The sequence below is a fragment of the Parabacteroides sp. Y3-G-102 genome (assembly GCF_023656845.1).
In the GTDB taxonomy this organism is placed as follows: domain Bacteria; phylum Bacteroidota; class Bacteroidia; order Bacteroidales; family Tannerellaceae; genus Parabacteroides; species Parabacteroides distasonis.
Genome location: NZ_JAMOKU010000055.1, coordinates 1 through 15,387, shown reverse-complemented (window position 1 = coordinate 15,387; position 15,387 = coordinate 1). Strand labels below are relative to the sequence as shown.

General features: G+C 45.5%; 12 protein-coding genes and 2 tRNA genes. 11 read left to right on the top strand and 3 right to left on the bottom strand.

Going from position 1 to position 15,387, the window contains the following annotated elements:
• Nucleotides 1-12: 12 nt before the first annotated feature.
• From groL to NBH16_RS20220, 5 genes are all read left to right on the top strand, one after another.
• Nucleotides 13-1,653 (top strand): chaperonin GroEL, encoded by a 1,641-nt coding sequence (groL, locus tag NBH16_RS20240; RefSeq protein ID WP_005858786.1) that lies wholly within the window; start codon nucleotides 13-15, stop codon nucleotides 1,651-1,653.
• Between the two features lie 143 nt (nucleotides 1,654-1,796).
• Nucleotides 1,797-1,880: transfer RNA gene (locus tag NBH16_RS20235), tRNA-Leu, on the top strand.
• Nucleotides 1,881-1,898: 18 nt separating this feature from the next.
• On the top strand, nucleotides 1,899-2,450 hold the full coding sequence (locus NBH16_RS20230) for an RNA polymerase sigma factor (RefSeq protein ID WP_008777938.1): 552 nt from the start codon (nucleotides 1,899-1,901) through the stop codon (nucleotides 2,448-2,450).
• Nucleotides 2,451-2,497: 47 nt separating this feature from the next.
• On the top strand, nucleotides 2,498-2,890 hold the full coding sequence (locus tag NBH16_RS20225) for a hypothetical protein (protein WP_005858784.1): 393 nt from the start codon (nucleotides 2,498-2,500) through the stop codon (nucleotides 2,888-2,890).
• Between the two features lie 46 nt (nucleotides 2,891-2,936).
• Nucleotides 2,937-3,410 (top strand): hypothetical protein, encoded by a 474-nt coding sequence (locus tag NBH16_RS20220; protein ID WP_005858783.1) that lies wholly within the window; start codon nucleotides 2,937-2,939, stop codon nucleotides 3,408-3,410.
• A 110-nt stretch (nucleotides 3,411-3,520) separates the two neighbouring features.
• Here NBH16_RS20220 and mazG read toward each other — a convergent pair whose 3' ends face one another.
• From mazG to NBH16_RS20205, 3 genes are all read right to left on the bottom strand, one after another.
• Nucleotides 3,521-4,306: a nucleoside triphosphate pyrophosphohydrolase gene (gene mazG, locus NBH16_RS20215; protein ID WP_005858781.1), complete on the bottom strand. Its 786-nt coding sequence runs from the start codon at nucleotides 4,304-4,306 to the stop codon at nucleotides 3,521-3,523.
• Nucleotides 4,307-4,374: 68 nt separating this feature from the next.
• Nucleotides 4,375-6,462: a protein-disulfide reductase DsbD family protein gene (locus NBH16_RS20210; protein ID WP_121961436.1), complete on the bottom strand. Its 2,088-nt coding sequence runs from the start codon at nucleotides 6,460-6,462 to the stop codon at nucleotides 4,375-4,377.
• A gap of 21 nt (nucleotides 6,463-6,483) precedes the next feature.
• Nucleotides 6,484-7,398 carry an RluA family pseudouridine synthase gene (locus NBH16_RS20205; protein ID WP_005858777.1) on the bottom strand — a complete coding sequence of 305 codons (915 nt, stop codon included), beginning with the start codon at nucleotides 7,396-7,398 and terminating at the stop codon, nucleotides 6,484-6,486.
• 367 nt (nucleotides 7,399-7,765) lie between these two features.
• Between NBH16_RS20205 and NBH16_RS20200 the strand changes: the two genes are divergently transcribed.
• From NBH16_RS20200 to NBH16_RS20175, 6 genes are all read left to right on the top strand, one after another.
• Nucleotides 7,766-10,387: a valine--tRNA ligase gene (locus tag NBH16_RS20200; RefSeq protein ID WP_005868508.1), complete on the top strand. Its 2,622-nt coding sequence runs from the start codon at nucleotides 7,766-7,768 to the stop codon at nucleotides 10,385-10,387.
• 180 nt (nucleotides 10,388-10,567) lie between these two features.
• Nucleotides 10,568-12,559 (top strand): sensor histidine kinase, encoded by a 1,992-nt coding sequence (locus tag NBH16_RS20195; protein WP_195320131.1) that lies wholly within the window; start codon nucleotides 10,568-10,570, stop codon nucleotides 12,557-12,559.
• A gap of 73 nt (nucleotides 12,560-12,632) precedes the next feature.
• Nucleotides 12,633-13,484 carry a sugar phosphate isomerase/epimerase family protein gene (locus NBH16_RS20190; RefSeq protein ID WP_048928175.1) on the top strand — a complete coding sequence of 284 codons (852 nt, stop codon included), beginning with the start codon at nucleotides 12,633-12,635 and terminating at the stop codon, nucleotides 13,482-13,484.
• A gap of 38 nt (nucleotides 13,485-13,522) precedes the next feature.
• Nucleotides 13,523-14,557, top strand: a complete 1,035-nt coding sequence (locus NBH16_RS20185; RefSeq protein ID WP_005868521.1) for a DUF6340 family protein — start codon at nucleotides 13,523-13,525, stop codon at nucleotides 14,555-14,557.
• 62 nt (nucleotides 14,558-14,619) lie between these two features.
• Nucleotides 14,620-15,081, top strand: a complete 462-nt coding sequence (locus tag NBH16_RS20180; RefSeq protein ID WP_005868523.1) for a hypothetical protein — start codon at nucleotides 14,620-14,622, stop codon at nucleotides 15,079-15,081.
• Nucleotides 15,082-15,120: 39 nt separating this feature from the next.
• Nucleotides 15,121-15,193, top strand: a tRNA-Thr gene (locus NBH16_RS20175).
• Nucleotides 15,194-15,387 lie beyond the last annotated feature (194 nt).

Below are 15,387 nucleotides of genomic sequence, written 5' to 3'. Positions count from 1 at the left end.
AGAAATACAATCATGGCAAAAGAGATTAAATACGATATGGATGCCCGCGACCTTTTGAAGAAAGGTGTGGATGAGTTGGCTAATGCCGTTAAGGTAACATTAGGCCCGAAAGGTCGTAACGTAATTATCGAGAAGAAATTCGGAGCTCCTCACATCACGAAAGATGGTGTAACGGTTGCTAAAGAAGTGGAATTGACTTGCCCGTTCGAGAACATGGGTGCTCAATTGGTTAAGGAAGTGGCTTCCAAGACAAACGATAACGCCGGTGACGGTACGACTACAGCTACGGTTTTGGCTCAGTCTATCATTGGTGTCGGTTTAAAGAACGTTACTGCCGGAGCGAACCCGATGGATTTGAAACGTGGTATCGACAAGGCTGTCGCTAAGGTTGTAGAGAGCATCGCTAACCAAGCTGAGGCTGTAGGTGATAAGTTCGAGAAGATCGAGCATGTAGCGAAGATCTCCGCAAATGGTGACGAGGCTATCGGTAAGTTGATCGCGGAGGCTATGCAACGTGTGAAGACTGAAGGTGTTATCACGGTTGAGGAAGCTAAAGGTACTGAAACTACAGTTGACGTAGTTGAGGGTATGCAGTTCGACCGCGGTTATATCTCTCCGTACTTCGTAACGGATACAGAGAAGATGGAGTGCCAGATGGAGAATCCGTATATCTTGATCTATGACAAGAAGATCTCCGTATTAAAAGACCTTCTTCCTATCCTTGAGCCGACCGTACAGAGCGGACGTCCTCTTTTGATCATCGCTGAGGATATCGACAGCGAGGCTTTGGCTACATTGGTAGTGAATCGTCTGCGTGGTTCCTTGAAGATCTGCGCTGTTAAGGCTCCGGGCTTCGGCGACCGTCGTAAGGCTATGTTGGAAGATATCGCTGTATTGACAGGCGGTACGGTTATCTCTGAGGAGAAAGGTTTGAAATTGGAAGGTGCTACAATGGATATGCTAGGTACCGCTGAGAAGATCACGGTAGACAAAGATACCACTACCATTGTAAATGGTGCTGGTGACAAGGAGGCTATCCAAGCTCGTATCGGCCAGATCAAGATCCAGATGGAGAATACGACATCTGATTATGATAAAGAGAAATTGCAAGAGCGTTTGGCTAAGATGGCCGGCGGTGTAGCTGTTCTTTACGTAGGTGCTCCTTCTGAGGTTGAGATGAAAGAGAAGAAAGACCGTGTGGATGACGCATTACACGCAACTCGTGCCGCTATCGAAGAAGGTACGGTGCCCGGTGGTGGTGTTGCCTATATCCGTGCTATCGATGCATTGGAAGGTATGAAGGGCGACAACGAGGACGAGACTACAGGTATCGAGATCGTTAAGCGCGCTATCGAGGAGCCGCTTCGCCAGATCGTAGCTAACGCTGGTAAGGAAGGTGCCGTTATCGTTCAGAAAGTGAAGGAAGGCAAGGGCGACTTCGGTTACAACGCTCGTAAGGACTGTTTCGAGAATTTGTGCGAGGCTGGTGTAATCGACCCAGCTAAGGTAACTCGCGTAGCATTGGAGAACGCTGCTTCTATCGCAGGTATGTTCTTGACTACTGAGTGCGTGATCGCTGAGAAAAAAGAAGAGACTCCTGCTATGCCTCCGATGAATCCGGGTATGGGCGGCGGAATGGGTGGTATGATGTAATCGACTCCCGTGATTAATGATATGGGCGGCCGTTCCGGAAGGGACGGTCGCTTTTTTTATTTTCATTTGCTTGCTAATTGGAAAAAACGATTACCTTTGTATGCGCAATACCGATAGGTTGCGCTTCAGAATGATTAAAAAAAGCCCAGGTGGCGGAATTGGTAGACGCGCTCGTTTCAGGTGCGAGTGGTTTTGCGATCGTGCAGGTTCGAGTCCTGTTCTGGGCACTTCCCAAAATAGAAAAAATGCAATCCTATACAGAAGACGAAATTGTAGTACAGCTCCGGGACCCGGCCCGACAACGTGAGGCCTTTGCCAAGGTCGTAAGCTTGTATGGCGAGAAGTTGTATTGGCATATACGAAAGATGGTACTGGATCATGAGGATGCGAACGACTTACTCCAAAATACATTTTTGAAAGCTTGGACGAACATCGAGCTTTTTCGTGGTGAGGCCAAATTATCTACATGGCTTTATAAGATCGCGATCAACGAGTGCATTACTTTCCTGAATAAACAGCGAAATATGAATAACGTATCTATCGACGATGCGGATACCTTTTTGCTGGATCGTTTGAAAGGTGATGAATACTTCGATGGTGACGAGATACAGGTAAGATTGCAAAACGCTATTCTTACCTTGCCGGAGAAACAACGCTTGGTTTTCAATATGAAGTATAACGAGGAGATGAAGTACGAGGAGATGTCCGAGATACTAGGTACCTCTGTCGGGGCTTTGAAGGCCTCGTATCATCATGCGGTGAAAAAAATCGAGGAGTTTTTAACAAAAGAGGTTTAAACCTTTTGCCCGAATCGCTGTCAAAGCAATATAAAAAGAGAAAAAGTATGAAAAAAGAAGAAAACAACCTAGATCGCTTGAAAGGAACTAATCCTTTCACTGTACCGGAAGGGTATATGGAAGGGCTTACGGAGCGGATCATGAGTCAGCTCCCCGAGAAGCAGGAGGAGAGGGCGAAACGGATTTCCTTGATGGATCGTGTTCGTCCGTGGTTGTACATGGCTGCGGTATTCGCTGGTCTTGGTTTGTTTTTCAAGGCTATCGTGGGAATAAACGGTTCCGATGGTAGTACTGCGTCTGATTCTTTACTGGTCCGGACGGAAGTCCCGACAACGGCTTTAGACGCTATTGAAGCGGAAGAAGATGAGGAGTATTTGGAGTATTTGGAAGCTCAGTACGCCAATTATCTCTTAGATGAGGAACTTTCCTATTCTGAATAAAGTTTAAAATAGTAATTTTATCGAAGATTTTTGTAATAATACTTGTATGAATAAAATATTTTTCATTACATTTGTAGCGATTTCGGTTCTACTCTCTTTCAATGCTACGGCACAAGAGAAGAAAGAGCAAAGACATTTTGATAGAGAGGCATTCGAAGCAAGGCGGAATGCTTTTATTACGGCTGAAGTTGGCCTTACACCTGAGGAAGCTGCACAATTTATTCCTTTATGCAATGAGTTGCGACAGAAAAAATTTGAGGTAGGTCGTGAATGTCGTAAGTTATCAAAAGAAATTCGACATAAGGAGAATCCGACAGATGCTGATTATAACAAAGTGATAGACGAATGTCTGGATGTTGAGATAAAAGAGGCACAGTTGGAAAAAGAGTATTTTGAGAGATTCAAGAAGATACTTTCTCCCGAAAAGGTCTATAAGTACCGAAATGCGGAATATAAGTTTGTCCGGAATTTCATGAAGAGTGGTCGGGACAATAAAAAGGAAGAAAAACAGAAAAAGTAAAATATTATCATTATTTGTGTTTTTTGTTTAGATTTAGTTTTGGCGTTTAAGTTAAGGGAGGGGTGGCGACGTGATGTCGGTTCCCCTTTTGTTTTGCCCTTATCCTTGCTTTATAAGCCTTTGGCCTTGGCTTCATTCCACAGTTGATCCATTTCCTCCAATGTCATATCTTTCAAGGAACGACCTTCTTGGATCGTGTGCTCCTCTAGATAATTAAAACGGCGGATAAACTTCTGGTTCGTGCGTTCCAATGCGTTGTCCGGATTTATTTTGTATAGGCGGGCAGCGTTGATCAAGCTAAAGAAGAGATCTCCGAACTCAGCTTCCATCTTATCTGCGTCCATCCTGTCTATCTCGGTTTTCAACTCATTAAATTCCTCCTGTACCTTATCCCATACTTGATCACGTTGTTCCCAGTCGAAACCTACGTTACGGGCCTTATCTTGGATACGATGCGCTTTTACTACGGATGGGAGGGAAGCGGGAACACCCTCCAGTACGGTTTTGTTACCCCCCTTTTCTTTCAACTTAAGCTGCTCCCAGCTTTGCTCTACCTTTTGAGCGGTATCGGCGGAGGTATCTCCGAATACGTGTGGATGGCGGTAAATCAGTTTCTGGCAAAGGCTGTCGCAGACATCCTTGATATCGAAAGCTTCTTTTTCCTCGCCGATCTTGGAGTAAAAGACGATGTGCAATAACAGGTCTCCTAATTCTTTTTTTATGTTTGTGTTATCCTCACGCATCAAGGCCTCGCATAGTTCATAGGTTTCCTCGATCGTATTCGTGCGGAGGCTCTCGTTTGTCTGTTTACGATCCCAAGGGCATTTTACCCGTAATTCATCCAGAATGTCGAGTAATTGCCCGAAGGCTTCCATCTTCTCTTCTCTAGTTGCCATATTATTTACTTATTCTATAATGATTGTAAAAGAAAGAGGGCAGGGTAGAACCCGGCCCTCTGTTTGTTTTATTGTTGTTCTTTCTTGAATTCTTTCAATCCGTTTTGAAGGAACTGGATGTATTTGGAAACATCCTCATTGAATGCGTATGAAGGTCCGAGCGGCTGTCCCTCGTCATTCAATAAGATGTAGAATGGCTGGGCATTAGAACCGAACTTGCTTCGTTGCAAATAACTCCATTTATCACCGATCGTCTTCAGCTTACGAGTCTTTCCGTTCTCTTGGATCTCGATGGGTTGCGGGAGTTTCGTCTTATCGTCTACCATGAGAGTGATTAGCACGTAATCATTTTCTAGCATTTGCTTCACCTTAGGATCCGTCCAAACGGAAGCCTCCATCTTACGGCAGTTTACGCAACCGAAACCGGAGAAGTCGATCATGACGGGTTTATTTACCTTCTTGGCATAAGCCATACCGGATTCATAATCGTCGAACGCGGCGTGTACCTCGTTTTTGTATAGATTGAAATCTTGTGTATACAACGGAGGAGCGAATGCGCTGATCGCCTTTAACGGAGCGCCCCAAAGTCCCGGAACCATGTAAATGGCGAAAGCGAAAGAGATAATCGCCATAAACAGACGAGGAACAGATACATATTTTACTTCGCTATCATGGCTAAACTTGATCTTTCCTAATAAGTAAACACCCAATAAACTGAAGATCACGATCCAAAGCACGATAAAAGCCTCACGGTCTAGTAAACGCCAACCATACGCTAAGTCCGCTACGGAAAGGAACTTCAAGGCCAAGGCCAACTCCAAGAAGCCCAATACGACCTTCACGGAATTCAACCATCCGCCGGATTTCGGCATACTTTGCAGCATATTCGGGAAGATGGCGAAGACGCTGAACGGGATGGATAACGCCAAGGCGAAACCGAACATACCGATAGCCGGTCCTACCGCCGTACCCATAGAAGCGGCCTGTACCAACAAGGTTCCGATAATCGGGCCCGTACAAGAGAAAGATACCAATACCAACGTAAACGACATAAAGAAAATACTCAATACGCCGGTCGTCGAATCGGCCTTGCTATCCAATTTGCTAGTCCATGACGCAGGTAATACCAGCTCGAAGGCTCCGAAGAAGGAGACTGCGAATACTACCAACAGCAAGAAGAACAGGATATTAAAGATCGCGTTCGTTGATAAATCATTCAATGCGCTCGCTCCGAAGATACCGGTGATCAACAAGCCCATCACCAAATAGATTACGATAATAGATAACCCATAGGTGATAGCGTCGCGAATCGCTTTCTTACGATCTTTCGTACGTTTCAGGAAGAAGCTAACCGTCATAGGGATCATCGGCCAAACGCAAGGAGTCAATAAGGCGATCAAACCTCCCAAGAAACCCGCGAAGAAGATGAATAACCAAGAGGTATCCGCCGCCGATACCGTAGCGTCGCCGAACGATTTCAATTGGTCGATCACCGGAGACCAAAGATTCGGGCTGTCGGTTAAGCTGTCGGACGCTTTAGGAGATGTCGTAGCCGGTGTCTCTTTAGCGGCAGGGTCCGGAGTGTTCAACTCGCTGGCCTCTTCCGCTACGACTTGCGTATCCGGCTGTATGGCCGTGGCGTCCTCTTTATCCACCTCTGTAGTCGAGCTGTTAGCTGCCAGAGCTGGATCTACATGGATACTTTTCTTATCGAAAGAGAAAGGTATTTGATCCGGGGGAAGACAAGTCTCGTCATTACAAGCCATAAATTCCACCTCGCCCTCCGCCTTGAATTTAGCGGGATCGGTAACCTTTAGTTTTTGGGTGAACGATACCGTACCCGGATACCAACGAAGATTCATGGCAAATTGCTCGTCGTAAACCGTGGTCGGCTTTACCGAAGGAACCGGTTGACCGATCAGTTCAGCTCCATTCAATGTCTCGAATGTGAAAGATGTAGAAACAGGACCTCCTTCCGGCAGGTTCATGTCATACAGGTGCCAACCTTTGTCCGCCGTGGCGGTAAAGACGATCTCTTTCTCGGGTGCGCCGCCCTTGTCGTCTAGTTTAATTTTCCACTTGACAGGCGTAAGTATTTGCGCCTGCGCTACCAGCGCTATTAGCGCCAGCATGATCGAACTGATGAGTTTCTTCATTTTTTGTCCTTTATTGATAGATTACTTTGCTGTCGATGTGAATTTCTCCGGGATCCGTGTCTCGAAGCGCATCTCCTCGCCTGTTACCGGATGGATGAAACAGAGCCTGCGGGCATGGAGCATCAAGCGTCCGGCAGGATTTGTCTCCGCCCCATATTTAGAGTCTCCGGCTATCGGATGCCCGATGGATTGCATCTGCGCACGGATTTGGTTCTTGCGTCCCGTCTCCAGATCGAGTTCCACGAGCGAATAACGATTGTTCGTTTGCAGGAGTCGGTAGCGTGTGATCGCTTCCTTCCCGTCACCATCTTGTGTCACGTACACTTGCATATGCTTGTTCTCCACGAGGTTGGATACGATCAAATCCGTGTCTTTCTCCGGCCGTCCCTCTATCACGGCCACGTAGGTCCGTTGCGTGATAGCCTCGCTCCAGTTGGACTGTAGTTGCTCTTTTACCTTCTGGTTCTTGGCGAACATCATGATACCCGATGTGTCTCGGTCCAGACGGTGCAAGACGAATATCTTGTTGCGAGGGTCGCATTCTTTCAAGTAATCGCTCAGGATACGGTAGGCCGTACGCTCTTTGATACGATCGGTAGATACGGATAGCAAACCTTCCCGCTTGTTGATCACGATGAGGTCATCATCTTCCCAAACAATTCTAAGTAACGGATTGTTGAATTCCACCTTCCCTCTTCCATAGTTGATCCCGACCGTATCGTTAGGGTTCAGCGGGGCATCGAACTGCCGGGTGACTTTCCCGTTTACCGAGATCTGTCCCCTGCTCAATAATCCTTTCACGGATGAACGGCTTTGTTCTTTTAATAACTCGAACAGGAAAGGTAGCAAAGTGTTACTTTCACCCACCGTTACCTGTCGTTCTTTAGAGGGTTTACGTCGATTATCCCCTCCTTTATACTCAGATCGCTTTCTCATATCTATTTTTTATAGTACGCGAAGATACAGGCATTTACGCGAAACTGCAATAGCGTGGAATAGAAAAACCGTTATAAATAGTTTGCTTGTTATAGGAATAAACCTTCAAATCCCCGGATGTAAAAGTAATTGCCATTCACTCTATTTTCAAAATAGCGGCGTGGTCTTTATAAATCACGTCGTGATCTGTATAAACCACGACTTGGTCTGTACAAACCATGTCGTGGTTTATAGAATAGTGGCGTATCCGAGAGAGAATGCCTATTGTCTCGGCCGACTATATTTCCCGATGCTCAGCGTTTTTTGTCTATATTTTTTGTACTTTCGCGGATCGAGAAATGTGTAAAGACTAATTAGTTATAAAAATATGGAAATCGCTAGTAAGTACAATCCCGCTGAAGTAGAGGGGAAGTGGTATCAGTATTGGTTGGATAACGGCTTCTTTAAGTCAAAGCCAGACGGTCGTGAGCCGTATACGATTGTAATCCCGCCCCCTAACGTCACCGGCGTATTGCACATGGGACATATGCTTAACAATACGATCCAAGATATCTTGGTTCGCCGTGCCCGTATGATGGGTAAGAACGCTTGTTGGGTACCGGGTACGGACCATGCTTCGATCGCTACGGAGGCGAAAGTGGTGAATCGTTTGGCCGGGCAAGGAATCAAGAAGACCGATCTGACTCGCGACGAGTTCTTGCGTCACGCTTGGGAATGGAAAGAAGAGCATGGCGGCATTATCTTGAAGCAACTTCGTAAATTGGGGGCTTCCTGCGATTGGGATCGTACGGCGTTCACGATGGACGAGAAACGTTCGGAGAGCGTTATTAAGGTTTTTGTCGATCTATATAAGAAGGGCTTGATCTACCGGGGTGTCCGTATGGTGAATTGGGACCCGAAGGCGTTGACGGCCCTGTCCGATGAGGAGGTTATCTATAAGGAAGAGCATAGTAAGTTGTACTATCTTCGCTATAAGATCGTAGGCGAGGAGGGATACGCCATTGTCGCCACTACCCGTCCGGAGACGATTATGGGAGATACGGCGATGTGTATCAACCCGAACGACCCGAAGAACCAACATCTGAGAGGAAAGAAAGTGATCGTTCCGCTGGTAGGCCGTGAGATTCCGGTGATCGAAGATGATTACGTAGATATAGAGTTCGGTACGGGCTGTTTGAAAGTGACCCCGGCACACGATGTAAACGACTATATGTTGGGCGAGAAATATAATTTGCCTTCTATCGATATATTCAACGATAACGGTACGCTGAGCGAGGCCGCCGGCCTGTACGTGGGCATGGATCGTTTTGATGTCCGCAAGCAAATCGAGGAAGACTTGCGTAACGCTGACCTTTTGGAGAAGGTAGAGGCTTACGAGAACAAGGTGGGCTTCTCGGAGCGTACGAACGTGCCTATCGAACCGAAATTGTCTATGCAATGGTTCTTGAAGATGGAACATCTAGCCCAGATCGCCTTGGAGCCGGTCATGAACGACGATATCAAGTTCTATCCGCCGAAATTCAAGAACACCTACCGCCATTGGATGGAGAATATCAAGGACTGGTGTATCAGCCGTCAGCTTTGGTGGGGACACCGTATCCCGGCTTACTTCTTGCCGGAAGGTGGTTACGTGGTAGCCGAGACGGAAGAGAAAGCTTTGGAACTGGCGAAAGAGAAATGTGGTAACCCGAATCTGACCATGTCTGATTTGCGTCAGGACGAGGACGTATTGGATACTTGGTTCTCCTCTTGGTTGTGGCCGATCTCCCTGTTCGACGGTATCAATAACCCGGATAACGAGGAAATCAATTATTACTATCCGACCAGTGATTTGGTAACCGGACCGGATATCATCTTCTTCTGGGTAGCCCGTATGATTATGGCCGGCTATGAGTACAGAGGGAAAATGCCGTTCAAGAGCGTCTACTTTACGGGTATCGTTCGCGATAAGCTGGGACGTAAGATGTCCAAATCTTTAGGAAACTCTCCCGATCCGTTGCAATTGATCGAGCAATACGGTGCGGACGGCGTGCGTATGGGCTTGATGCTCGCGGCTCCTGCCGGAAATGATATTCCTTTCGATGATGCTTTGTGTGAGCAAGGACGTAACTTCAATAATAAGATATGGAATGCTTTCCGCTTGGTGAAGGGCTGGACGGTAGACGATACGATCGCTCAGCCGGAGGCTTCCGCTATCGCCGTGAAATGGTTCAAAATGCAGCTGGATAAGACGATTGCCGAGGTAGACGACTCTTTCAGTAAATATCGTCTGAGCGAAGCGATGATGGCTGTCTATAAATTGTTCTGGGATGAGTTCTCGTCTTGGTATCTGGAGATGGTAAAACCGGGGTATCAGCAGCCGATCGACAAGGCTACTTATGAGGCTACGTTAGGTTTCTTCGATGCCTTGCTTCGTTTGCTTCATCCTTTCATGCCGTTTATTACCGAGGAATTATGGCAAGCCCTTGAGCCTCGTAAGGAAGGTGAGAGCTTGATGGTTGCCCAAATGCCGGAAGTAGCTGTTGCGGATAGCGCTTATTTGGATGCTTTCGAGATCGTGAAAGAGATCGTTGGCGGTGTCCGTACAATTCGTTTGCAAAAGAATATACCGAATAAGGATGCGCTGGAATTGCAGATCGTGGGTGAGCACAATGAGGCATTCAACGCTGTGATCGCTAAGATGTGTAACCTCTCTTCCATCTCCAAGGTAGAGGAGAAAGCGGCCGGCGCTGTATCGTTCTTGGTACGTACGACTGAATATGCCGTACCTTTAGGCAATCTGATCAATGTGGAAGAAGAGTTGGCTAAGCTTCAAGAAGAATTGAAATACCAAAAAGGTTTCTTGACTTCTGTCATGAAGAAATTAGGCAATGAGAATTTCGTAAGCAAAGCCCCGGCGAAAGTAATCGAGATGGAGAAGAAAAAGCAAGCCGATGCCGAATCGAAGATTAAGTCTATCGAGGAAAGTATCGCCGCCTTGACAAAATAAAGAGAACAGCTGTTTCTTTGAAATAAGAGCCTATATCAATCTTTCTTTGATTGATATAGGCTTTTTTGTTGATTGAGTTGAAAATTATAATATTAAACTTGTAAATAATGATACGCTGTTGTCTAAATTTTACTAACTTGCCACACGTTAACTAATTGATGTCTATTTTGTAAACTTTAAATGCGAAACATACTGTTAATAATATATTTATCTCTTACCCCAATATTTGTAGCTACTGCGGCCACTGATATCGATAGCATGGAATGTGTGCTGGCAAAAATGCCTTCGGGTGACAGGCTTGTGAAATTGGATGAACTTGCTAGTGATAAAGGACAAGGGCTGGATTATAAATATTATGCGGATAGATTGCTCAAGGAGGCGGAGTTGAGTAAGGATGATACTTATAAAGGCAACGCTTTGTTCCAGATCATCCGGTATTATTATTCCCGGAATATAGACAGTATGTATTTTTTCATAAAGAAAGCCGAGCCTATTTATTTAGCCCAAAAACGTTATGAGGATCTTTGCCGGATTAAAGGATGGTATATTTACGCTTTATCGAGTAATGGCGAGAAGGAAAGGGTGCTAGAGAATGTACAGGCATTGAAAGATCTATCCAGCGAACTTGATTTTCCGGATGGTATCGATATGGCGAATCAAGCCCTGGCGGATTTTTACTTCAGTACAGGATTTGATGCGGAGGGAATCGCCTTGTATGAGGAGGTTTTCCTGGATATGGAGAAAAGGGATTCCCCATTGGCCAAAAGGATTACCGTTATCCGGCATTTACAAAATGAAAATATCCAAGCATCGAAGAGACTGTTTTATTTAAAGAAATTGAAAGAGTATATCGTGGAATGCGAAGAAAAAGGAATAGAGGAATTAGACGAAGATACTCCTTTATATTATGTTAAATACCTCTATCACCGTAGTTACGCCTTGCTGGGTATTGATAAGAAAGATGTCTCCCTCACATCTTACCATCTAGCTCGTGCAGAGAAGTTGGTTAAAGACTGTAACATGAGGGATGAATATCTCTCGATTTCTAATATCCGTTTACTCTATTATCGGATATCGGGCGATTATGAGCGGGGGAAAGCATTGGCTAATGAGTTAATTGATTATTGCTTACAACGTAAGAGGGCGGTATCCGTATTGGGATTGATGAAGGATAAGGCCATAATATGCTATAATTCAGGCCATGGAATGGAGGCTGCGGATGCGTATCGCGAGTATATCAGTTTGAAGGATTCAGTGACTAATGCTGCATTTTATAATGATTTAGCGAATTTACGAGCTCGTCATGACGTGGATAAATTGGAATTGGCAAATAAGAAGATGGAATTGGAGGCGGCTCATTCACGTACGAATTTATTGGTGATGGGTGGAGGGCTTGTTCTATTGTTGCTGGTCTGTTGCTCTTTGGGATATATTTCTTATTCACGGCATAAATATGGATTGCAATTGAAACAGGCAAAAGATAAGGCGGAGGAAGCCGATCGTCTGAAATCGGCTTTCCTTGCCAATATGAATCATGAGATACGGACACCTTTGAACGCTATCGTAGGTTTCTCGCAAGTATTGGTGGATGAGGAAGACCGGGAGACAAGGCTTGAGTTCTCAAATATCATCCAAAGTAATAATGAGTTGTTGCAGCGGTTGATCGGGGATGTGCTCGATCTTTCTAAGATCGAGTCAAATTCCATGCCTCTGATTTATAAGGAGCTGGATATTGGTTTACTGATGAAAGAGATTTATAGCATGATCTTGTTGCGTATGCCGTCGGGCATAGAGTTGCGACTGAGCGACTGCGAGGCCTTGGTGATGGAGGCTGATAAGAACCGCTTGACACAAATCCTTACGAATTTGCTCACGAATTCGATCAAGCATACCGAGAAGGGGTTCATCCGTTTTGGATATAAGAGAACGGCGGCTTCTGTCGAGTTTTTCGTGGAGGATAGCGGAGAGGGAATACCGAGAGATAAGATCGATTCCATATTCAGCCGTTTTGTCCAATTGGACAGTTGGAGCAAAGGCGTTGGACTGGGATTGGCTATCTGTCGGGGATTGGTAGAGCAAATGGGAGGAAAGATATGGGTTACCTCTGAGCTGGGAAAAGGCTCGATCTTTTATGTAACTTTGCCACTGATTCGTCCGAATGCTGGCTCGTAAAGATCTTTTTATTATCTTGCGGGGTGAAAACTGTTTATGATGATAGTATACATTATTATATATAATATAAACCATGAAACACTCAAGACGTTTATTTTTTAAGCAAGGATTGGCCGGGGCTCTCTTGTTGGGAACTTCCGCTATCGCTAAGGCCGGTTTGCCGGACCCTGTAAAACCAAAGGCTCCGAAGGCCGTAAATCCATTTCATCTGGGAATGGCGGGATATACTTTCGTTAATTTTGATTTAGATACGACGTTGAAGACGTTGGAACGATTAGATATCCATTATCTTTGCATCAAGGATTTCCATTTGCCGTTGAATAGTACGGATGAGCAGATTAGGGCTTTTCATGATAAATGCGCTGTCCATAAAGTGACGGGATATGCCGTAGGTCCTATTTATATGAAGAGCGAGGAAGAGATAGACCGTGCGTTTGATTATGCGAAGCGGGTAGGAGTGAAGTTGATCGTCGGTGTCCCGAATTACGAGCTTTTACCCTATGTGGATAAAAAAGTGAAGGAGTATGATTTCCATTACGCCATCCACTTGCACGGTCCTGATATTAAGACGTATCCCGACGCTACGGACGTTTGGGAGCATACGAAGGATTTAGACCCCCGTATCGGTATGTGTCTGGATGTCGGACATGACTTGCGAAACGGCTGTGATCCTGTGGCCGACTTGAAGAAATACCACACCCGGGTGTTTGATATGCATATCAAGGACGTGACGGATTCTTCGAAGGCGGGAGTCGGGATCGAGATCGGTCGTGGAAAGATCGACTTCCCTGCGCTGATCCGTATGATGCGGGAAGTTAATTACACGGGAATGTGTAGCTTGGAATACGAGAAAGACATGAAAGACCCATTCTTGGGGATCGCGGAGTCTATCGGCTATTTCAAGGCTGTGAGTGATTTGACATAATGTGGGGGCGTAAATCGCCCCCTTTTAAATAGATGAAGATGAGAAGCATTCTTTTTATAGGCATAGCGGGTTTGTTGTCCGCTTGTAGCACGATTAATTATGTAGGTATCGAGACGTATAATCCTGCGGAGGTGACATTTCCAGAGAATGTCGCTAAAGTACTTATCGTAAACAATGCCGTCCCCCAACCGGAGGATGCGGGTTACGAATACACCTTGCAGGGAGAAAAGCAGGATACTTGCAAAGCGAAAGCGGATAGTGCGCTGTTTGACGCTTGCCGTACTTTAGGGGAGGCTATCGTGGAGGCTTCTTATTTTAACGACGTATTGCTTTACCATGATGCGGTTCGAAAAGATAATCAGGCGTTTCTGGATACGAAACTTACCCAAGGGCAAGTAGTGTCGCTATGCGATGAGACCGGTGCCGATGCGGTTATCTCCATCGACCGCTTGCTGTTCGATATGAAGAAAAGCGTAGGTACCTTGGGCGAAGGGTATGTAATGGGAATGATCGACGTGCAGATGGCTGGCGTGATACGCAGTTACGTTCCCGATCGTGAGGCTCCACTGGCGACGGTACATATGAAAGATAGTATTTATTGGGCGGAAAGTGCGGATTATATGCCGATCTTGGATAAGGTATTGCCCTCTCCGGAGAATGCTTTGCGTGGGGCCGGTAAATATTTCGGGGCGAAGGTCTACGCTAATTTTGTTCCTCATTGGGAGAAGGAGACTCGTTGGTACTTTACCGGAATGGGTTCACGTTGGAAAGAGGCTTCCGCTTATGCGGCTAATGAGAAATGGGATATGGCGGAAGATCGTTGGTCCGGGCTTTACCGGGGTACGGAAAACTGGAAAAGCCGGGCGAAGGCGGCCTCTAATCTGGCCCTATGCCATGAGATGAGAGGAGATTTAAAAGAAGCCTATGAGTGGGCTCATAAATCATACGATTTATTCAAGCGTAATAGTGGTGATAATGATAAGAGTACCAAATTATTGGAACTCTATGTGCAGGCGTTGGCCGAACGAATTCGTTCCGATAAGAAACTAAATGTGCAATTTGGTGAGGATTAACGGCGTTATTCGGTGAATTATTATTACTTTTGACACATATTCGAATAAAGGAGAATTAATATATGAACGCAAATATAGCAAAGGTTCAATCCCTCATCGAGAATGCTTTTACGTCGGCTATTGAAAAGCTGGCCAAGGATGAGTCCGGTAATTTTATAAGCGACTTATATGTGCAGGCCGATGCGGAAAGCGGGGAACTGCAAATTTATGATGATGATGAGCATTTGGTCGAAAAGATCGTTATCTTCGATTGGGTGAACTCGAACGAGGAGGAGAACGCATTCAATAAGCGGGTTGCCGCTTCGGTGAAGGCGGTCCTTACGATCTTATCCACCAAGAATATTTTTGACGCTCCCCGGTTCATGAAACCTCTTTCTGTTAGCTTGACTGATGAAGATTTTGTTGTGATAGAGGAACTTCTCTTCATAGACGATGATGTGCTTCGTCTGGACGATCCTCTATTAAAAGATTTAGATGCGGATTTAGATGATTTTTTAGCGAATCTTCTTGCAGATGTCAAATAAACCCTGTATCTTTGCGCCCGAAATAAAGAAACAAATGTTGCCGAAATAGCTCAGCTGGTAGAGCAACGCATTCGTAATGCGTAGGTCGCCGGTTCAAGTCCGGCTTTCGGCTCGCAATAAAAGGCAGTTATCTAAAAGATAGCTGCCTTTTTTTATGGTTTGTTTAAAATTGAACACGTATCATTTGGCTCACCCGATAAACCTGGGGGATTAAGCATACAGCTTTGTAAGTCTGAAAAGAAAGAATTTTATATCCGTTACTCCTCTTAAAGCAGCTCTAAACGCCTTAATTTTAGCATTAAAAGA

Coding starts and splice junctions, on each gene's coding strand:
- groL (WP_005858786.1), top strand. CDS start 13: ATGGCAAAAGAGATTAAATACGATATGGATGCCCGCGACCTTTTGAAG.
- NBH16_RS20230 (WP_008777938.1), top strand. CDS start 1,899: ATGCAATCCTATACAGAAGACGAAATTGTAGTACAGCTCCGGGACCCG.
- NBH16_RS20225 (WP_005858784.1), top strand. CDS start 2,498: ATGAAAAAAGAAGAAAACAACCTAGATCGCTTGAAAGGAACTAATCCT.
- NBH16_RS20220 (WP_005858783.1), top strand. CDS start 2,937: ATGAATAAAATATTTTTCATTACATTTGTAGCGATTTCGGTTCTACTC.
- mazG (WP_005858781.1), bottom strand. CDS start 4,306: ATGGCAACTAGAGAAGAGAAGATGGAAGCCTTCGGGCAATTACTCGAC.
- NBH16_RS20210 (WP_121961436.1), bottom strand. CDS start 6,462: ATGAAGAAACTCATCAGTTCGATCATGCTGGCGCTAATAGCGCTGGTA.
- NBH16_RS20205 (WP_005858777.1), bottom strand. CDS start 7,398: ATGAGAAAGCGATCTGAGTATAAAGGAGGGGATAATCGACGTAAACCC.
- NBH16_RS20200 (WP_005868508.1), top strand. CDS start 7,766: ATGGAAATCGCTAGTAAGTACAATCCCGCTGAAGTAGAGGGGAAGTGG.
- NBH16_RS20195 (WP_195320131.1), top strand. CDS start 10,568: ATGCGAAACATACTGTTAATAATATATTTATCTCTTACCCCAATATTT.
- NBH16_RS20190 (WP_048928175.1), top strand. CDS start 12,633: ATGAAACACTCAAGACGTTTATTTTTTAAGCAAGGATTGGCCGGGGCT.
- NBH16_RS20185 (WP_005868521.1), top strand. CDS start 13,523: ATGAGAAGCATTCTTTTTATAGGCATAGCGGGTTTGTTGTCCGCTTGT.
- NBH16_RS20180 (WP_005868523.1), top strand. CDS start 14,620: ATGAACGCAAATATAGCAAAGGTTCAATCCCTCATCGAGAATGCTTTT.